The 18,808-nt window shown below is 72.6% G+C and carries 19 protein-coding genes; 3 read left to right on the forward strand and 16 right to left on the reverse strand.

Annotated elements, in window-relative coordinates; all coding sequences use genetic code 11:
• Window positions 1-22: 22 nt before the first annotated feature.
• The gene (locus tag ACZ4WZ_RS15580; protein ID WP_467890197.1) at window positions 23-700 is read right to left on the reverse strand and encodes a macro domain-containing protein; all 678 of its coding nucleotides are present in this window, start codon (window positions 698-700) and stop codon (window positions 23-25) included.
• A 170-nt stretch (window positions 701-870) separates the two neighbouring features.
• Here ACZ4WZ_RS15580 and ACZ4WZ_RS15585 point away from each other — a divergent pair, with 170 nt between their 5' ends.
• On the forward strand, window positions 871-2,505 hold the full coding sequence (locus tag ACZ4WZ_RS15585; RefSeq protein ID WP_467890199.1) for an ADP-ribosyltransferase domain-containing protein: 1,635 nt from the start codon (window positions 871-873) through the stop codon (window positions 2,503-2,505).
• 21 nt (window positions 2,506-2,526) lie between these two features.
• Here ACZ4WZ_RS15585 and ACZ4WZ_RS15590 read toward each other — a convergent pair whose 3' ends face one another.
• The 3 genes from ACZ4WZ_RS15590 to ACZ4WZ_RS15600 all read right to left on the reverse strand — a co-directional run bounded on the left by ACZ4WZ_RS15590 (window position 2,527) and on the right by ACZ4WZ_RS15600 (window position 5,235).
• Window positions 2,527-3,030, reverse strand: a complete 504-nt coding sequence (locus tag ACZ4WZ_RS15590; RefSeq protein ID WP_388933356.1) for a carboxymuconolactone decarboxylase family protein — start codon at window positions 3,028-3,030, stop codon at window positions 2,527-2,529.
• 93 nt (window positions 3,031-3,123) lie between these two features.
• Window positions 3,124-3,753, reverse strand: coding sequence for a DUF6879 family protein (locus ACZ4WZ_RS15595; protein ID WP_467890202.1), 630 nt, complete (start codon window positions 3,751-3,753; stop codon window positions 3,124-3,126).
• A 198-nt stretch (window positions 3,754-3,951) separates the two neighbouring features.
• A complete protein-coding gene (locus tag ACZ4WZ_RS15600; protein ID WP_467890205.1) occupies window positions 3,952-5,235 on the reverse strand; it encodes an adenylosuccinate synthase in 1,284 nt (427 codons plus the stop codon).
• 184 nt (window positions 5,236-5,419) lie between these two features.
• On the opposite strand from ACZ4WZ_RS15600, the gene ACZ4WZ_RS15605 reads away from it, so the two are divergent.
• Window positions 5,420-6,292: a diacylglycerol kinase gene (locus ACZ4WZ_RS15605; protein WP_467890526.1), complete on the forward strand. Its 873-nt coding sequence runs from the start codon at window positions 5,420-5,422 to the stop codon at window positions 6,290-6,292.
• Window positions 6,293-6,362: 70 nt separating this feature from the next.
• On the opposite strand, the gene ACZ4WZ_RS15610 is transcribed toward ACZ4WZ_RS15605, so the two are convergent.
• From ACZ4WZ_RS15610 to ACZ4WZ_RS15640, 7 genes are all read right to left on the reverse strand, one after another.
• The gene (locus tag ACZ4WZ_RS15610) at window positions 6,363-7,580 is read right to left on the reverse strand and encodes a cytochrome P450 (RefSeq protein ID WP_467890208.1); all 1,218 of its coding nucleotides are present in this window, start codon (window positions 7,578-7,580) and stop codon (window positions 6,363-6,365) included.
• 26 nt (window positions 7,581-7,606) lie between these two features.
• Window positions 7,607-8,266 (reverse strand): response regulator, encoded by a 660-nt coding sequence (locus ACZ4WZ_RS15615; protein ID WP_467890211.1) that lies wholly within the window; start codon window positions 8,264-8,266, stop codon window positions 7,607-7,609.
• Window positions 8,263-9,591 carry a sensor histidine kinase gene (locus tag ACZ4WZ_RS15620; protein WP_467890214.1) on the reverse strand — a complete coding sequence of 443 codons (1,329 nt, stop codon included), beginning with the start codon at window positions 9,589-9,591 and terminating at the stop codon, window positions 8,263-8,265. Before ACZ4WZ_RS15620 ends, ACZ4WZ_RS15615 begins: the two co-directional genes overlap by 4 nt.
• Before the next feature lie 87 nt (window positions 9,592-9,678).
• On the reverse strand, window positions 9,679-10,350 hold the full coding sequence (locus ACZ4WZ_RS15625; protein WP_467890217.1) for a response regulator: 672 nt from the start codon (window positions 10,348-10,350) through the stop codon (window positions 9,679-9,681).
• Window positions 10,347-11,654, reverse strand: coding sequence for a sensor histidine kinase (locus tag ACZ4WZ_RS15630; protein ID WP_467890220.1), 1,308 nt, complete (start codon window positions 11,652-11,654; stop codon window positions 10,347-10,349). The genes ACZ4WZ_RS15625 and ACZ4WZ_RS15630 overlap by 4 nt, the downstream gene beginning before the upstream one ends.
• A gap of 10 nt (window positions 11,655-11,664) precedes the next feature.
• Window positions 11,665-12,876: an acyltransferase family protein gene (locus tag ACZ4WZ_RS15635; RefSeq protein WP_467890223.1), complete on the reverse strand. Its 1,212-nt coding sequence runs from the start codon at window positions 12,874-12,876 to the stop codon at window positions 11,665-11,667.
• Window positions 12,869-13,798, reverse strand: coding sequence for an alpha/beta hydrolase (locus ACZ4WZ_RS15640; protein ID WP_467890226.1), 930 nt, complete (start codon window positions 13,796-13,798; stop codon window positions 12,869-12,871). Before ACZ4WZ_RS15640 ends, ACZ4WZ_RS15635 begins: the two co-directional genes overlap by 8 nt.
• A 264-nt stretch (window positions 13,799-14,062) precedes the next feature.
• On the opposite strand from ACZ4WZ_RS15640, the gene ACZ4WZ_RS15645 reads away from it, so the two are divergent.
• The gene (locus ACZ4WZ_RS15645) at window positions 14,063-14,542 is read left to right on the forward strand and encodes an HIT family protein (protein ID WP_467890228.1); all 480 of its coding nucleotides are present in this window, start codon (window positions 14,063-14,065) and stop codon (window positions 14,540-14,542) included.
• 29 nt (window positions 14,543-14,571) lie between these two features.
• Here the strand turns inward: ACZ4WZ_RS15645 and ACZ4WZ_RS15650 are convergent, their stop codons facing one another.
• The 5 genes from ACZ4WZ_RS15650 to ACZ4WZ_RS15670 form a co-directional block, all read right to left on the reverse strand.
• Entirely contained in the window at window positions 14,572-15,207 is a 636-nt protein-coding gene (locus ACZ4WZ_RS15650) for a LysE family translocator (RefSeq protein ID WP_467890231.1), read from the reverse strand.
• Between the two features lie 5 nt (window positions 15,208-15,212).
• Complete coding sequence (locus ACZ4WZ_RS15655) at window positions 15,213-15,659, reverse strand: nuclear transport factor 2 family protein (RefSeq protein WP_467890234.1); 447 nt, start codon at window positions 15,657-15,659, stop codon at window positions 15,213-15,215.
• A gap of 81 nt (window positions 15,660-15,740) precedes the next feature.
• Window positions 15,741-17,489, reverse strand: coding sequence for a serine/threonine-protein kinase (locus tag ACZ4WZ_RS15660; protein WP_467890237.1), 1,749 nt, complete (start codon window positions 17,487-17,489; stop codon window positions 15,741-15,743).
• Between the two features lie 124 nt (window positions 17,490-17,613).
• Window positions 17,614-18,090 carry a MarR family winged helix-turn-helix transcriptional regulator gene (locus tag ACZ4WZ_RS15665; protein WP_467890240.1) on the reverse strand — a complete coding sequence of 159 codons (477 nt, stop codon included), beginning with the start codon at window positions 18,088-18,090 and terminating at the stop codon, window positions 17,614-17,616.
• Entirely contained in the window at window positions 18,083-18,712 is a 630-nt protein-coding gene (locus tag ACZ4WZ_RS15670; RefSeq protein WP_467890243.1) for a DJ-1/PfpI family protein, read from the reverse strand. The genes ACZ4WZ_RS15665 and ACZ4WZ_RS15670 overlap by 8 nt, the downstream gene beginning before the upstream one ends.
• Between the last annotated feature and the right edge of the window lie 96 nt (window positions 18,713-18,808).

The following is an 18,808-nucleotide window of genomic DNA, read 5'->3' on the forward strand; positions in this document are numbered from 1 at the left end:
GCCCGCGGTGTGGAGCGGCCGGTCAGCGGCGGGACGCGGCCCGCCGGGGCGGGGTGATGCGGACGCGCTTGCCGGCCGGGGCGCTCTCTATGTCGTCCAGCTGCGCGGTGATCGTCGCGCGGAGGTCGTCGTAGTCCTCGAAGCGGTGGTCGTTGAAGAGCGTGTAGCCCGTCCACATCAGGTTCGCGCAGACCCGCGCCGGTACGCGACCGGTCCGGGCGCCCATGCCGACGAGCGCCACCGAGCGGATGCTGCCGGGCCGCGTCTCGTTCTGCTGGTGGATCGCCTGGAAGGCGGCCGCACAGGCCAGGGCCACGTTCAGGGTCTCGCTGACGTTCTGCGAGGACGTCTCCATCGTCGGCGTCGAGATCAGGAACCGCGGGGTGACCGCCCCGGACGGCACGCACACCGCGCTGCCCACCGGGAGGCTGCCCGCGAACCGGTCGCGTATCGCCCGCTGCACGCGCAGCTGGATGCCGGCTCCCAGGAACCGCTTGACGGCCGCGTCGACCCCGCCGTCCATGCGCCCCCGGGAGTTGGTCGGGCTGACCCACGCGTCGACGTCCTCGTCGAGGATCGATCCCCGGCGGATCTCGATCCCGGGGGTGTCGGCGAAGGCGGCCCGCCACGCCTCCACCACACCGGGGTTGACGTCGGTCAGTACGACCCTGAGCGCAGGCTGCACGCGGTCCTCGGTCATCATCCACTCCTATCGGGAATCGGTCTTTCCGACCGCTCACCACGTTAGCGGCGGCCACTGACAATCGGCCTCCGGACAGCAGCCGATGACGGTCGGTCAGCGGTGTCAGTGGCCGCTGCTAGCCTGCGGAAAGATTCGAAGTCCGGTTCGACATTTCGGAGTTCCTCACCATGCCCGAAACCAATTCCCCGGCCCCCGCCGCACAGCCCGACCCCAATGACCCGCTGGCCCTGGCCGAATTGTTCAAGGGCGGCGGCGAACCGTGGTTTCCGCTGCTCAAGCCGGTCATCGAGGCGCAGCCGAACGCCGCCGCGTTCATCGGTGCGGGCCGCGGTCCGGAAGTCGTGCCCGTCCGCGAACTGACCTTCCAGGCGCTCAAGCCGAATCCGCCGCACAAGTGGAAGGTAGTCGTCTTCGGGCAGAATCCGTATCCCAGGCCGGAAAGCGCCACCGGCATAGCCATGTTCGACAACACCTTCCACGACTGGAAGGACAGCCAGTTCGGCAGGGTCGTCAGCATTCGCTGCATCATCAAAGCGGCGGCGATGTGGAAGTACGGAATTCCGAAGAAGACCCCGATCGCCGACATACGCGCGCTCCTGAAGGAGCGGGACACCGTGCAGCCGCCGGAATGGTTCCAGGCGATGCTCACCCAGGGCGTGCTCCTGCTGAACGCGGCGCTGACCGCCGCGAGCGACGGGGCGCGCGGCGGGGCCGATCCGCACACCGCCTTCTGGCGGCCGGTAGCCGAGCGGATCGTCGAGGAGATCCTCAAGGCCAAGCAGGACGCCGACGAGGAGGACCGCGGCGTCGTCTTCGCCTGGTGGGGGGCACACGCGCGCAGCCTGAAGAAGGTCGTCCTCGAACTCCAGAAGAAGTACCCCGGGGTCGAGGTCCGGCACATCGACCACGCCAATCCCGCGGCCCAGGGCGACATCTTCTGCGACGGCGACCACTTCGCGACGGTCAACGACGCCCTCGCCTCCGTGGGCGCGGACCCGGTCGACTGGCTGCCGGCCAAGGGGTGGAACGAGCGGGCCGCCGCCGGGACCGGCGGGACGGACGGCGAGGACGTCGCCGCCCGCATGGGCGCCTTCATCGCGTCCACCATGGAACTGCACCAGCTGTATCTGGAGCGCCTCGCCGGCGTCAAGGACGAGGGGCTCGTCCTCCCCGCGATCACCGGGGTGTTCGACACCCCGCTCATGGAGTTCCGGGACGCCGTCGCGCCCGTCGCCGAGGTGCTGTCCGGTCTCGGCCGGCACGTCGACGAGTCGTACGCGTTCGGCAAGGCGCGGGCGGACGGAGCGGCCGGCGGACTGTCCGCCGACGCGGTCTCCGCCCTCCACCTCTACACCTGCGAGTCCGCGTTCTACCGGAAGATCAACGCGGCCCTGCGCGACCCGGACCGCTCGCGCCTCGTCCCGTACCTGCCGTACCTGCGGCTGCTGTTCGCGGCGGTCTCCGGGCTGCCCGCCCGCACGGAGCCGCTGTACCGCGGTGTGGCGCTGGACCTGCGGGCGCAGTACCCGATGGGCCGCACCGTCACCTGGTGGGGCGTGTCCTCCTGCACGCCCAAGCTCGGCGTGGCCCGGGGGTTCCTCGGCAGCCGCGGCAAGCGGACGCTCTTCGAGGTGGTGCCCGCGCGGGCGGTGGGCATCCGCGACTTCTCCGCGTTCACCGAGGAGGAGGAGTTCATCCTCTCCCCGGGGACGCAGCTGAAGGTCACGGACGTGAAGACCGAGCGCGGCGGCCTGTGCACGGTGCGGCTGACCGAACTGGAGGACCAGACGCTGGTGTCCTGACCCGGCAGCGGCCGCCGGCCCTCAGTCCCACTGCTGGTCGGCGAGGGAGGCCACCGGCTGGGGCTTGCCGATCACGGCCACGGCGATGAAGAAGCCGATCTGGCCGATCGCGATGGTGAGGGTGGCCAGCGCCTTCTCGTCGTAGTGCTTCGCCACCTCCGCGTACAGCGCGTCCGGGACGCGCTCCTCGCCGTGCGGGGCGGGCTGGAGGGTGGCCTCCACCAGTGCGAGCGCGGCGCGCTCGGCCTCCGTGAAGTAAGGGGCGTCCTGCCAGGAGGAGACGGCGGTGATGCGCTCCTCCGTCTCCCCGGCCTTGCGGAGGAAGGCGGTGTTCAGGACGGTCAGGTAGGTGTTGCGGACGATCTGTCCGGCACGCAGGTGGACCAGGCTGATCGTGGTGCGCGGCACCGAGCGGTTGCCGGTGGCGCGGAAGAGGGCGGCACTGATGTCGCTCAGCTCGGGCACGAACTCGCCCGGGTCGGACATCCGCGAGACCGGGGTGGCGGTGGCGGAGGTGTTCGTCATGGCTGCTGCTCTCCTTCAGTCGGTGTCTTCACAGCACTGACGGACGGAAGAGCGCGGATGTGACAGGTCCGGGGAGGAGGATCCGGGAAGTTTTCAAGCCGCCGGGGGCGGCGGCAGGTGCGCGACGGAGTGGGTGAAGTACGTCCGCAGGTCCTCGGCCCTCGCGTAGGCCCGCCTCACGTACACCTCCCAGGGTTTGACGATCGCCGGGTCCTCGTACCGGCGGCTGCCCGTGTGGACGCCGTCGGGGGTGTGGAGGACCTCGTACAGGACACGGCCGTCCAGGATCACGATCTCCGGCAGCGGGCCGCCGCCGGCCGCCTCGGCGAAGGAGAACTCCTCGGCGGACAGCACCCGCGTCTGGTGCCCGGCCTCGGCGCGCATGTGGAGCCAGTGCAGCCGCCACTGCACGTACGGGGACAGCGGCTCCTCCACCACCCGCAGCCGGCGGAGGGGCGAGCCGTTGCGGCTGTCGTCGTCGGCGGCCCTGCGCGCGGTGGTGCGCTCCGCCTCGATCAGCCGGAGCACCTCCCGCCAGTCGCCCCGGCGCAGTGCCTCCCGGGCCGGGTTGCCGGTCTCCTCGAAGTGCTGGAGCCGCTCCAGCCGCCAGGAATCGCCGTTGCGGACCGCCGCGCGGCGGGCCCGCAGGTCCTCGGCGTAGGCGTCGGCGTCGAGCGCCTCGCCTCGGGTCGCCGGGAGCGCCGGCGCGCGGAGATCGTGCATGGAATCCCCAGCCCTGGGTGACGAATGGGCCGACTGTACCGAACGCGATCCGTCGGACGCGGTACGTGTTCGCGCGGGTCTGCCGAATCGTGTCTTCAGGCCCCGGGTACGCCGAAGGGGCGGGGTGCGCGGTGCGCTCCCCGCCCCTTCGGACGCGGGTGGCCGTGGTGGCCGTGGTGGCCGTCCTGGCCGTCGTGGCTAGAGGAACGAGTTGATCTCGATCGTCTCGGTGCGGCCGGGGCCGACGCCGATCGCGGAGATCGGTGCGCCCGACATCTCCTCCAGCGCCTTCACGTAGTTCTGCGCGTTCTTCGGCAGGTCGGCGAAGGTCTTGGCCTTGGTGATGTCCTCGGACCAGCCCGGGAGGGTTTCGTAGATCGGCTTCGCGTGGTGGAAGTCCGTCTGCGAGTACGGCAGCTCCTCGACGCGCTTGCCGTCGATCTCGTACGCGACGCAGACCGGGATCTCCTCCCAGCCGGTCAGCACGTCCAGCTTGGTGAGGAAGAAGTCCGTCAGGCCGTTCACGCGGGTGGCGTAGCGGGCGATCGGCGCGTCGAACCAGCCGCAGCGCCGGTCGCGGCCGGTGGTCACACCGCGCTCGCCGCCGATGCGGCGCAGCGCCTCGCCGTCCTCGTCGAACAGCTCGGTCGGGAACGGGCCCGCGCCGACGCGGGTCGTGTAGGCCTTGAGGATGCCGATGACGCGGCTGATCTTCGTCGGGCCCACGCCGGTGCCGGTGCAGGCGCCGCCGGCGGTCGGGTTCGAGGAGGTGACGAAGGGGTACGTGCCGTGGTCGACGTCGAGCAGGGTGCCCTGGCCGCCCTCGAAGAGCACGACCTTGTCGTCGTCGAGCGCGTTGTTGAGGATCAGGGTGGTGTCGGCGACGTAGCCCTTGATCTGGTCCGCGTACTGGAGCATCTCCTCCACGATCGCGGAGGCCTCGATCGCGCGGCGGTTGTACAGCTTCGCGAGGAGCTGGTTCTTGCCCTCGAGGGCCGCTTCGACCTTCTGGGTGAGGATCGACTCGTCGTAGAGGTCCTGGACGCGGATACCGATGCGGTTGATCTTGTCCGCGTACGTCGGGCCGATGCCGCGACCGGTGGTGCCGATCTTGCGCTTGCCGAGGAAGCGCTCGCCGACCTTGTCGAGGGTGACGTTGTACGGCGTGATCAGGTGCGCGTTGCCGCTGATGAGCAGCTTGGAGGTGTCGATGCCGCGCTCGTTCAGGCCGCGCAGCTCGGAGAGCAGGACGGCCGGGTCGACGACGACACCGTTGCCGATGACCGGGGTGCATCCGGGGGAGAGGATGCCGGACGGGAGAAGGTGCAGCGCGTACTTCTGGTCACCTACGACCACGGTGTGGCCGGCGTTGTTGCCACCCTGGTAGCGCACTACATAGTCAACGGATCCACCGAGCAGGTCGGTGGCCTTTCCCTTGCCCTCGTCACCCCACTGAGCTCCGAGCAGCACAAGAGCGGGCACAGGCGTACACCTCTTCCGGATGGGGCATGTCCAAGGTCAGGGGGCGTACGACGATGTACACCGCAGGCTGAGCCGTCGGACCGGTACCCCGGAATAGACGAAGGCCCTGGCGCAATAGCGCAAGGGCCTCTTGCACAAAGATGCTACCCGAGGAAGGACCGAGGTGTCGGCTCCAGAGCCCGTCATGAGCCATGCGGGCGCGCCGGTAGGCGGCCTGCTCGTGCTCGTCGACCCGGTCGCCCGCCGTCTTGACGGCGAGTCCGTGCGAATCGCGAAGGATGTGTTGTCAGCGGGAGCCGCGGCGAAAATCTGCCTCCCGGATTCGCAGGAGGAGTTTGCGCGGGCCCTCGCCCGCCGGGGTCATCGGCGGCCGGTGATCGTGGGGGACGACCGGGCCCTGGTGCGGGCCGTGGGGCTGCTGCACCGGGAGCCGGAGCCGGGGGACGGGGTGGTCTCGCTGGTCCCGGTGGGGGCGCCGGGTTCCCTGGCGCTGGCCCGCTCGCTCGGGGTGCCGCTGTCGGCGGTGCTGGCGGCCCGGGCGGCGCTGGACGGGGTGGCCCGGCCGCGGGACCTGCTGGTGGACGACGGCGGCGGCGTGGTGCTGGGCGGGCTGCGGATCAGCCCGCCGGTGCCGGCCGTACGGCGGGGCGGGGGCTACCGCTCGCTGCTGCGGACGCTGCTGCCGGGCCCGGCGGCGCCCGTGCGGCCGGTGCACCGGCTGCGGGTCGAGGTGGACGGGGTGGTGCTGGCCGACGGGGACCGGCCCGTGGAGGACGTGGCCGTACGGACCGCCGGGGGCGGGGCGGGGCCGGCGGAGGTGGTGGTCCGGCTGGCGGGTGCGCCGCCGCTGACGGGCCGTGCGGAGGCGGTCACGGTGTCCGGGGTGTCTGGTATGTCCCGGTACTCGGGGGTGCCCGGGGCGTCGGGGGTGCCGGGGGTGTCCGGGGTCTCCGGTGAGGGCTTCCGCTACCGGGCCGACCATGCCCTGGCCGGGCCGGTGCGCCGGCGCACGTGGACGGTGCGGCGGTCTGCGTGGTCGCTGACGCTGCCCCGGTGAGGCGGCGTACGGCCGGGCCGCGGCGGGGCGCACCCGGTGGGCGCCCCGCTCCGCGCTGCCCGGGCAGGCCCTAGAACTCCACCAGCAGCTCCCGCAGGCCCCGGATCACATAGCCGTCCTGCCACTGCGGCTCCCGCACGAGCCGCATCGGCGGGCCGCCCGCGTCGAGCAGCGCCCCGAAGGAGGACGCCAGCTCCAGCCGGGCCAGGGGTGCGCCCAGGCAGTAGTGGATCCCGGCACCGAAGGTCAGGTGCGGATTGTCGGCCCGCTCCAGGTCGAGCGCGTCCGGGTCCTCGAAGCGCGCCGGATCCCGGTTCGCGGACCCGAAGAGCAGCGCCACCTCGGCTCCGCGGGGGATGACGGTGTCCCCGACCTCGATGTCGTCGAGCACCCAGCGCTCGAACATCTGGAGGGGCGTGTCGTAGCGCATCAGTTCATCCACAGCTGTGGACAACTTTTCCGCGTCCACCGCTCCGGGGTGCGCACGCAGCGCGGAAAGCTGCTCGGGGTTGCGGAACAGGGCCCACCAGCCGTTCACCGTGGTGTTCACGGTCGCCTCGTGCCCGGCGTTCAGCAGGAGGACACAGGTCGAGATCATCTCCTGCTCGCTGAGCCGGCCCTCCTCATCGTGGGCGGCGATCAGCCCGGAGATCAAATCAGCGCCGGGCTCCTTGCGGCGCTCGGCGATCAGCTCCCGCAGGTACGCGCTGAACTCCACGCTCGCCGTCACCGCCCGCCGCGCGGTCTCCGCGTCGGGCCGCAGCTCGTACATCCCGCAGATCTCCGCCGACCAGGGCCTCAGCAGCCCCCGGTCCGCCTTGGGGACCCCCAGGAGCTCCGCGATCACCGCCACCGGCAGCGGCTCGGCGACGGCCGTGAGCAGGTCCCCGCCTCCGGCGTCCCGCAGCCCGTCCACCAGTTCCCGGGCCAGCCGCTCGACCGACGGCGCCAGCTGCTCCACCCGGCGCGGGGTGAACGCCTTCGACACCAGCCGCCGCACCCGGGCGTGCGCGGGATCCTCCAGGTCCAGCAGGCCGTTCCCGTTGAGCACGTGGAACGGTTCGTGCTCCGGCGGCGGAGCCTCACGCCCGAACTCCTCGTGGCTGAACCGGTGGAGGTACGTCCTCCCCAGCCGCCGGTCCCGCAGCAGCGCGCTCACATCGGCGTAGTGCGGCACCAGCCACTGACCCGTCGCCTCGCACCACACCGCCCGCCCCTGCTCCCGCAACTCCCGGTAGGCGGGGTACGGATCGGCGACGAAGGCGGCATCCCACGGATCAAAACCCATTCCCGCAGCCTAAGGGCGACCCCGCGCTAAGCGGGCGTCACCAACCGGGTCTCGTAGGCGTACACCGCGGCCTGGGTCCGGTCCCGCAGCCCCAGCTTCACCAGGATCCGGCTCACATGCGTCTTGATCGTGGACTCCGCGACCAGCAGCCGGTCCGCCATCTCCCCGTTGGACAGACCCTGCGCGATCAGCACCAGCACCTCCGTCTCCCGCTCCGTCAACTCCGCCACCCCCGACGGATCCGCCGTCCTCCGCACCTCCGAAAGCTTCGAGAACTCCGAGATCAGCCGCTTCGTCACCGACGGGGCCAGCAGTGCCTCTCCGGCCGCCACCACCCGCACCCCCTCCGCCAGCTGCCGGGCGGAGGCGTCCTTCAGCAGGAACCCGGACGCCCCCGCCCGCAGCGCCTGGTACACGTACTCGTCGAGGTCGAAGGTCGTCAGGACCAGCACCTTCGCGTCCGAGTCCGCCGCCACGATCTGCCGTGTCGCCTCCAGACCGTTCACCTCCGGCATCCGGATGTCCATCAGCACCACGTCCGGCCGCAGGGCCGCCACCTGCGCGATGGCCTGCCTGCCGTCGACCGCCTCTCCGACGACCTCGATGCCCTCCATCGCGTTCAGCAGGACGGAGAAACCCTCGCGGACCATCATCTGGTCGTCGACGATCAACACCCGGATCGTCATGCCGGCTCCTCCTCGGACTGGGGCCGGCTGCGCACCGGTATGAAGACGGCCACCTCGTACCCGCCCCCCGCGGTCTCCCCGGCCGTCATCTCCCCCTCCAGCATCGCCACCCGCTCCCGCATTCCGGTGATCCCGTGCCCGGCTCCCGGCGAAGGCCGGATGTCACCGGCCGCCGGGCCGTTGACGACCCGTATCCCCAGGCCGCCCAGCACGTACGAGACCTCCACCCCGGCCACCGCACCCGGAGCGTGCCGCAGGCTGTTGCTCAGGGCCTCCTGGGTGATCCTGTACGCCGACAGCTCCACGCCCTGCGGCAGCTCGCGCACCGCACCCGTGACGGTCTTGTCCACCCGCAGCCCCGCCTCCCGCACATTGGCCAGCAGCCCGTCCAGGGAGGCCAGCGTCGGCTGCGGGGCGTCCGGCGCCTCGTAGTCCGCGGACCGCACCACGCCCAGCACCCGGCGCAGCTCCGTCAGAGCCGCCACCGCGTTCTCGCGGATGGTGACGAAGGCCGCCTCCAGCTCTGGCGGCGGATTCTTCACCCGGTACGGGGCCGCCTCGGCCTGGATCGCCACGACCGACATGTGGTGCGCGACCACGTCGTGCAGCTCCCGCGCGATGGTCGTCCGCTCCTCGAGCAGGGTCCGCCGGTCCCGCTCCACGGCCGTCACCTCCTGCTGGGCGATGACCGCCCGCCGCGCCTCCCTGCGGGTGTTGCGGACCGTCACCGCCAGGAGGGCCACCGCCGAGAAGAAGGCCATCGGCGCGACCGTGGTGCCGTCCCCGTCCCCCACCAGGACCGGAAGGACCGTCCCGTACAGCAGGGTGATGACCCACATCCACCCGGCGGCCCGGGGCCGAACCCGCACGGCCACGAAGGTCATGACGGCGAGGGTCGCGAGGAAGGTGCTCGGCGACCAGGGCCAGGTCATGGTCCGGTCGGAGACCATCGACAGGGCGGTGGTCACGGCCAGCACCACCCAGAACGCGCCCGCGGGCCGCACCAGGGTCATCAGCACCGGTGCCGCAGCCAGCAGCCCCAGCAACAGGAACTGGAGCGGCGGCCCGCCGTACATGTTGTCGGCGCTCGCGAGCACGGTCACGAAGAACGCCGTGGCGACCACCACCGCATGCGGCAGGTAGGCCGCCTTGGGCCGTATCCCCCGGGGCAGCCGGCGCACCAGCGGTCCGTCCGTGCGCATCAGGGGGAGCGGCCGGTAGGCGAAGGCATCGGTGAGCAGGTCGTCCCGCAGGCTCTGGATGAGGCCCGAAGCCAGCCGCAGTTCGGGGGGCCGGGGGGTCACCCCGGTGGTCGTCTCGGTCATGTCCAAACCGTAGGCCGCCGCCCCCCTCGACCGCGTCGCCGCTGAAGGGGATATGACGGCGTCCCCCTCAGGTACTACACGGTGCCCTCAGTAGCCCACCGGGCGGATCAGCCCCGTCTCATAGGCGAACACCGCGGCCTGGGTCCGGTCCCGCAGGCCGAGCTTCAACAGGATCCGGCCCACATGGGTCTTCACCGTCTGCTCGGCCACCACGAGATGCGCGGCGATCTCCGCGTTGGAAAGGCCCTGGGCGATGAGCGACAGCACCTCGGTCTCCCGCTCCGTCAGCTCCTCGATCCGCGCCCTGGACGGTGCGCGCGGAGCGCCCAGCCGGGAGAACTCGGTGATCAGCCGTCTCGTGATGTTCGGTGACAGCAGGGCCTCCCCGGCCGCGACCACCCGCACGGCCTCGGCCAGCTGGTCGGCGGAAGCGTCCTTCAGGAGGAAACCGGAGGCGCCCGCGCGCAGCGCCTCGTACACGTACTCGTCCAGGTCGAAGGTGGTCAGTACCAGGACCTTCACCGCCGAATCAGGTGTGCCCGTGATGACGGAGGTGGCCTCGATACCGCCCATCCCCGGCATGCGGATGTCCATCAGGACCACGTCCGGCGCGAGTTCCCCGGCCTTCGTCACGGCGTCCGCGCCGTCCGTGGCCTGGCCGACCACCTCGATGTCGGGCTCGGCGTTCAGCAGGACGGTGAAGCCCTGCCTGACCATCATCTGGTCGTCGGCGATCATCACCCTGATGGGAGTGCTCATACGTCCTTCTTCATCTCGGAGGGCGAACCTCCTGGCGGATCCAGGGGGAGTACGGCGCTCACCTCGTACCCGCCGTCGGGCCGCGGGCCCGCGGCCAGTTCGCCCCCCAGCATGCCCGCCCGCTCCCGCATGCCGAGCAGCCCGTGCCCCGCTCCGGGCGAGGGCGGGGCCGGCCGGGTCGGGGCGGAGTTCGCGACGCACAGGTGCAGATCGCGCGGCCCGTAGGCGATGCCCACCTCCACCCGGGAACCGGGGGCGTGCCGCAGACAGTTGCTCAGAGCCTCCTGCACGATCCGGTAGGCGGTGAGCTCCACACCGGGGGCCAGCGGTCGCCGTATGCCCGCGATCTCGGTGGTCACCTCCAGCCCCGCCCCCCGCACGTTGGCCACGAGGCCGTCGAGCTCGGCGAGGGTGGGCTGCGGATGGTGCGGGTTCGCCGGATCGTCGGCCTGCTCGGAGCGCAGTACGCCGAGGACACGACGCAATTCGGTGAGGGCCTCCAGCGCGTTCTGCCGGATGCCCGCGAGGTTCTCCTTCAGCTCCGCCGACGGGTTCTCCACCAGGTGCGGGGCCACCTGCGCCTGGATGGAGATCACCGACATGTGATGGGCGACCACGTCGTGGAGCTCACGGGCGATCCGGCTGCGCTCCTCCAGCAGCGTCCGCCGCGCCCGCTCCTCCTCCGTCAGCGTCTCCTGTGCGACGAGCCGGCCGCGGGCCAGCCGCGTCGCCCGCAGGGCGTATCCGAGGAGCCCGGCGAAGCCGAAGGCGAGGCCGGTCACGAAGAAGCTGCTGGTGCTCCGCTCCGGCCTGAAGAGCAGTTCGGCCAGGCCGGTGAAGGCCATGGAGATGGCCACGACCGCTCCGGTCACCCGGGCCGGTACCCGCAGGGCGACCAGCAGGACCAGCGGGACGAAGGCGACGACGGCGCCAGGCATCCAGGGCCAGGTCTGCCCCGGCCCCACGTGATCGTGGATCGCGTAGGCGATCACTCCGGTCGTGATCAGACCGAGCCACCAGGCGGCGACCGGCCGCGACAGCGCGAGCCCGATCGACAGTCCCGTCATGAGGGACATGACCACTGGCGGTCCGCCCGTGACGTGGTAGTGGTCGAAGAGCTGCTGGTTGGTCAGGAAGCCGAAGAAGACGGCCAGGTACACGACCACCACCTGCGGCAGCCGGCTCAGCCACCGGGGCCGCGACATCTTCGGGAGCGGATCCCGCCGCAGGGTGAACAGTTCCTGGAGCAGGGCTCCGCCCTCGGCGGTGGACGGCTCGGCGGGCGGGACGGATCGCTGGGTCACACGGGCCAGACTAGGCATGGGCGGCCTCCCGATCGGACGGCCGCAGGGGGCCTCGGGGCCGTGACGCCGGCCCGGTGCGGACCGTCCGCGGGGTTCGGCGGCCGCGCGGCCGTTCGTGGATGTGGAAAGCGGCCCAGCAGACGGCCAGGGCCGCCGCGAACACCGGAAGCCACAGCAGCCGGGCGGCTATCCAGCCCGCCGTGCCGGGCACCGTGTGCAGGCCGGGCAGGTCGGACGGGACCAGCAGCCCGAGAGCGGTGACGGACATCATCGCGGTCTGGTGCCAGAGGAAGACGGTCATCGCGGACAGGTTCATCAGGGCCACCTTCGCCCAGCTCCGGGGCCGGTGCCGCATGGCCCGTGCCAGCGGTCCGCGCACCAGCAGAGCCAGCCCGCACTGGGCCAGCCCGAAGGCCACGGCGGCAAGCGTCGGAGGGTTCAGGTTGGACACCGCCGCCCCGGGCACCCCCACCATCGACGCCGGATATCCGCCCCACAGGACCAGTGCGGCGGTGGCGGCCGCGCCCCCGCCCAGCAGCAGCAGGGCCGGACGGCGCCGGGCGAACGCACCCCCTGCCCAGGCGGCGCCCAGGGTGTAGGGGACGAGCCAGCCCGCCGCGACATTGACCCAGCCGATCCACTCCGGCCCGCCCAGGCCGAACCTCCACACATCGACCCCCGCCACCACGGCCACGGGCCACAGCGGGCTGAGCCGGGCCACCAGCGGGGTGACCGCGGTCAGCGCGGCGAACACCAGCAGGAACCACAGCGGCGACCACACCAGCCGGAGCAGGGTCCGGACGGTGTCCCACTCCGCGCCGCCCAGCAGCAGCCCTCCCGCCACGACGGCCCACAGCACGAGCACCGCCGCCACCGGACGGAACAGCCGGCCCAGGCGCCGGCGGACCCAGCTCCCGTACGTGACCCCGCGCGCCCGCGCCGACGCGTAGCCCTGGGCCCCGACATGCCCACCCACCAGGAAGAACACGGCCAGGGTCTGGAACACCCAGGAGACCGGCGCCAGCCAGGGCATGTGGGCCAGCGGACTCGCCCCGCGAAGACCCCCGTCGGTACTGGTCAGCGAGGTCACCAGCCAGTGCCCGAGGACCACCCCGAGGATCGCCAGGGCCCGCAGGGCGTCCACGGACCGGTCCCGGTGGGCCGGGGTCGCGTCCTCGATGCGATCGGCGAGGTCCGACCAGCGGCGGTGCAGCCTACGCATGCGGGGCCTCCGCTCCGAGGACGATGCGGGCCAGGCTGCCGAGGGACTCGGTGCCGGGCTTGAGGTAGTCGCTGTGCCCGGCGGAGCCCGCCGCGAAGACGCGCGCCCCGAACGCGGGATCCACGGGATCGGTACCGAAACCGACCCCGCCCAGCCGGACATGGGGAACACCGCCGATCCAGTCACCGGAACCCCGGCCGGCCCACACCCGGGCGGTGGTCGGCAGATCCGACGCGGAGGCCGCTCCCGTGCCCGGACTGCCGTACAGGGCCATGTCCGTGACCTCGGGGCCGGTACGGGTCCGGCCGCAGACCACGGAGCCGTACGAATGGCACAGCAGGGAAATCCGGGCGCTGGCCGGGGCCACGCTCCGCAACCCGGTGAGGAACGGCCGCAGTTCGGCTGCGGCCCGGTCGGCGCGGGCGGCGGTCAGGACGGTGGTGCTCACCGTGCCCGGCGTGTCGTAACCCAACCAGGCCACTACCGCCGAGCGTGGATGCTCGGCCCGGAGCCGCTGCTCGAGGGAGAGCGCCCCCTCGCGGAAGCGCTGGTAGGTGTCCAGGTTCGTATCGGAACCCGGTACCAGGACCGCGATCCGGTCCGCGCCGCCCAGATCGCCGAACACCTCTATCGCGCGGCCCTGTCCGCGGCCGTCGAAGGCGAGGAACTGCGCTCCGGACCCCGCCATCGCCCGCAGTCTCGTCGCCCGGCCGCCGTGGCCCGCGTCCGCGGCCGTCCGCGCCGCCTCGGTGATGCCGGTGAGGGCGGCCGCGTACCGGTTCCGCAGGGTGGCGGACTCGGGGACGGCACCCGGCGCCGGCGCGGGGATCCGCGGGGATGCGGCGGCGGACACGGGGAGCACGACGGCCGCGGCGACGAGACCGGCGAGCAGGGTGCGGCGGAGGCGGCTGCCAGTGCTCATGTCGGGTTCCTCTTCCTGTCCTTCGCTCCAGGGCGGGCAGGCGCCCGCTCTCGCAACGAAGTTAGGAATCGGAACCCCTCGTCGGCGTCACGCCGCGGAGCGGGCTTCAGAGGTGGCTCTCAGGTATGACCGGCAGTACCAGAGAGCCAGCCCACAGCCGTTCTCCACCGGTTCACGAACACCGTGACGGGCACACCAGCACCCGGCCGCGCACGGTCGCGGACGGACAAAGGGGCCTTCAGTGCCGTTGGTTAGGGTCTCTGAATGAACGAGACCGACTGGCGGAACGACCGCATAGGCAGCGCCCACCGGGGCGAGAACCCCACCGTCCTGCGCCGACTCGACGCCGGATTCGCGGCCATCGGGGACCGGCAGTTCCTGCCCGGGTACTCGGTGCTGCTGACCGACGACCCCGCCGTGACCCGGCTCTCCGAGCTGGCCCCGGCGCGCCGGATCGCGTACCTCACCGACCTGGAGCGGCTCGCCGAGGCCGTCGAGCGCGCCTGCGCGCGGCTCGACCCGGCCTTCCGCCGCGTGAACATCGAGATCCTCGGCAACACCGACCCCTACCTGCACGCCCACATCTGGCCCCGGTACGACTGGGAGCCCGAGGACCTCGTCCGGATGCCGGTCTGGCTCTACGAGGACGAGGAGTGCTGGCGCGGCGACCGCCACGCGCTGGCGCCCCGCCACGACGGGACGAGGGCCGCCATCTCCGAGGAGCTCGACCGCCTGCTCGCATAGCCGCCCGGTCCCGGCCCCTTACCCGGGAGCTACGCCGTGGACGTGGCCACGCGCACCCCGAACCCGATCAGGACGATGCCCGTCGCCCGGTCCATCGTCCGGCGGACGCGCGGCCGCGTGAAGAACCGCCGGGCGCGCGACAGGACGTAGACGTACGTGCTCAACCAGGCCAGCGTCAGCAGTACGTGGACCAGGACGAGAAGCGCCATCCCCGCCGCCGGGCTCAGGTCCGGCGGTGCGAGGCTGGGCAGCAGACCGGTGTAGAAGACGGCGATCTTCGGGTTGAGGGCGTTGCTGACCAGGCCGGTGCGCCAGGCACTGCCGCGGCCGCGCGCGGCGCGGCCGCCCTGCTCCGGGGCGGTGTCGTCCAGGGCGGCCCCGCCGCCCGGGCGGCGTAGGGACTGCGCGCCGAGGAAGCAGAGGTACGCCGCTCCCGCCAGCTTGACCACGAGGTACACCTCGGCCGAGGCGGCGAGCAGCGCCGCGAGCCCGGCCACCGTGAGGGCGCCCCACAGCAGCAGCCCGGCGGCGATCCCCCCGACGGTGCGGAGCCCGTCGGCCCGTCCCCTCGAGACGGCCCGCCGGGTCACGATGGCCATGTCGGGGCCGGGGACGAGGGTCAGCAGGGCGAGGACGCCGGTGGCCGCGGCGAGTTGCGTGAGCACACGGCTCAGTCTGCCACCAGGGGTTCGACGTAAACGGCTCTCCAGCGGGGCGCGGGGTCCTGTCCAGGGCTCGTCCAGTACTCGCGGGCTCCGACGACCTGTCCGTCGCGCACCGTCCACAGGGATACGGCCCGGTAGAGGACGTGGTCCTCGGGTATCTCCACCTCGGTGACGACGAGGTCTCCGTCCGCGAGGATGCGCAGGACCTCGACCGAGCCGATGGACCGCTCCTCGGTGCCGCCCGCGCCGCCGGTTCCGCCTGCGGCTCCCGTGCCGCCCGTGCCGTCCGCCTCGTCGCTGAGGACGGCGACGAAGTTGGTTCTGCCGACGATCCGCTCGCCGCTGACCGGCCACTCGATGACCGCGTCCTCGGCGACGAGCCCGGCCACGCCGTCCCAGTCGCGTGCCTCGATCCGCTCCCACAGTTGTGCCACTACCTTCAAGGGCTCCATGTGCCGCAGTGTGCGATGGGCGCGTCGTACGCAACAAGGCCTGTTTGCAGGCTTATTGACTTCGACACAAACGGCTTCCGGCTACTCCCTGTCATACCTGAGAGGGGGATTGGCTCCCCCGTCCAGCTCGCGGAGCAGGCTCCCGTCGGACAGCAGCAGCAGTCGGCTCCAGCCGCCCGGGGTGCAGGTGGGAGGGGCTCCGGAGGTGACGGTGGAGGAGTCGAGTTCCACCGGATCCGGGGCACTGCGCAGGGAGGCCCGCCAGGAGCAGGAGTACGCCGGGTTCTCGACCCGCAGGGTCATGACGGAGTCGCCGACGGTGCCGGGGGTGAGGGTGAGGCGCCAGCTGGTGGAGCCGGAGGTGGCCCGCCAGGTGCCGGCGTAGGCCTGCGGGAGCCGGCCCGCCGGGGTCCCGCTTCCCGGGCTCCCGGCGGCCGGAGCGGATGCGGAACCGGAACCGGATCCGGATGCGGAACCCGATGCGTCCGTGGAGGCGCCCGGGCCGCCGGTGGCCGCCACCGGCGGCGGGGACGCGGGATCCTCGCTCATCACGGCGTACACCGTGCCCCCCGCGGCCGCGGCGACGACGACCGCCACCGCGGCGAGGAACGCCGTCGACGCGGTCTTCGGGCGGGACGGGGGAACGGCGGGCGGCGGCCCGTAGGGGTGGTGGACGTGGGCCGGGAAGGGAGTGGTGGCGGGAGCCGTGGTCGGCACGGGCGGCAAAGGCGGCACCGCTGAGGCCGGCGGGACCACCGAGGCCACCGTGGCCTCTGAGGCCAGAGAAACCACCGGGCCCACCGAGACGGAAGGGGCGGAAGGGGCTGGAGGGACCACCGATGCCACCGTGGCCGTCGGTGCCCACGGGGCGGCGCCGGCCGGCCCCGGGCCGGGAGCGGACGCCGGCCCGGCGTCCTCGCGGTCGAGCAACTGCACGGCCTGCCGCCCCAGCTGCGCCACGAGCGGTGTCGGGAGCCAGGGTTCCAGGGCCCGCCCGTCGGACACCGTGTCGCCCGCCCCCACGCGGGCCAGGACGGCCTCCGGGTCCGGCCGGGCGGCGGGATCCTTGTGCAGGCAGTCCGCGACGAGCTCACGCAGCCCCACCGGTACGCCGTCCAGGTCGGGTTCGGCCTCGACGATGCGCAGCAGCAGCGCGGCGGTCCCGCCGGGGTGTTCCGCGTCGCCGAACGGCAGCCGCCCGGAGGCCGCGTAGGCCAGGACGGCACCGAGGCAGAACACGTCGCAGGCCGGGGTGACCGGTTCGCCGCGCACCTGCTCGGGGGCCATGAACCCGGGCGAGCCGATGAGTTCCCCGGTCCGGGTCATCCCGCTGTCGGTGTCCTCCAGGGGGCGGGCGATGCCGAAGTCGATGACGCGGGGGCCGTCGAGGGTGAGCAGTACGTTGGAGGGCTTCAGATCCCGGTGGATCAGCCCGGCACGGTGGATGTCCTGGAGGGCGTACGCGAGTCCGGCCGCGAGGATCCGTACCGTGCGGGCGGGGAGCGGGCCGAAGTCGTGGGCCACGACCTGGCGCAGGCTCGGTCCGGCGACGTAGCCGGTGGCGAACCAGGGGGTCACCGCCTCGGTGTCGGCGTCGAGGACGGGCGCGGTCCAGTCGCCGCCGACGCGCCGGGCGGCGGCGACCTCCTGGCGGAACCTGGAGCGGAACTCCTCGCGGAGGGCCAGACCTGGGTGGACGAGCTTGACCGCGACGGTGCGGCCGCGGTCGGAGCGCGCGAGGTAGACCTGGCCCATGCCGCCGGCCCCGAGCCGGGACAGGAGGCGGTAGGGGCCGATGTGGTGCGGATCGGCGGGGTGGAGCTGTTCCATCGCCGGGTGGTCCCTTCCCCCTGGGCTGGCCGGACGGAGCGAGCGTAGTGCGGTGCGGCCCGCAGCGGGAGGGAGGGAGGGAGGGAGGGAGGGGGCGGCCGTGGCCGTGGCCGCCCGTCCGGGCTCAGGAGGCTTCCCGGTCCTCCGACGCGATGGCCGCCAGGGCCGCCGAGAGGCGTTCCAGAGCGGTGACCGTTTCGGCGAGGCCCGCTTCGCCCAGGGCTGCCGTCAGCCGGGTGGCCAGCGCCGCGTGGTCCGGGTCGATGCGGGCGACCGCGGCGCGGCCCGCCTCCGTCGGGCGGAGCAGCTTCGCGCGCCGGTGGGCCGGGTTCTGGACGTACTCGGCGAGGCCGTCGGCCGCCAGCAGGTCGGCGACCCGCTGCACGCTCTGCCGGGTGATCCCCATGGTCCGGGCGATGCCGGCGACCGGCAGGGGCTCCCGCAGCACGGCGCCCAGCACCTGCCAGCGCGCGGCCGTCAGTCCGGCCGGGCGGGCCAGTTCCTCCGAGACGGAGAGGAACTGCCCGTTGAGCCGGAAGACGCCGAGCGCGGTGCGGCTGAGGAGGTCCTGCCGGGCCGGTACGGAGAGCGGGTCAGGCATCGCCCGCCTCCGCGGCCGCCATGAGGACCGGGAACGCGCTCGCGTCGGAGTCGTGGAAGAGGCGGTACCAGGCGTCGAGCACGTCCGGCTTGTACGCGCCGAGCCGGGCGAAGACCTCCCGCGCGAAGGCCACCGGTTCGGTCGGGCCCGCCGTGATCAGGTCGCCCGCCGTCACGGCGTCGGCCTCCACGTACTGCCCCGCGCCGCCGTACCCGGGCTGCTCCGCGAGGTAGAACGGGGCCGCGCTGGTGTGCGGGCGGTCGTCCAGCAGGCCCTCCCGCGCGAGGCCCGCCGTGGCTCCGCAGATGGCCGCGACCGGCACTCCGGCCGCCAGGAACTCGCGGGCCTTGGCCGCGAAGGGGGCCAGGTCGTCGCCGGTGTCCCAGAGCGCGGCGCCGCTCAGCACCAGCAGCGAGGAGTCCTCGGGCCGCAGGTCGGCGAGGGACAGGTCCGGCAGGATCCGGACCCCGCCCATCGTGGTCACGGGAGTGCCGGCGGCGAAGCCGACGGTGCGGATCTGGTGGCCGCGCTGGGCGAGGTGCGCGGTGGTGTGGCCGGTCTCCCAGTCCGCCCAGGTGTCGTAGACCGCGAGGTGGACGGGCTTGGCGGGGGTCTCGGTCATGGTGCTCGCCTCCGGACGCAGGACGAAATGTATGACAGAAGGCTGTCATTTTGGGAGTGTGCTGTCAATGACGGTGCCGGCAGACAGACTGCCGAG

Source organism: Streptomyces sp. NPDC029122, from assembly GCF_055569445.1.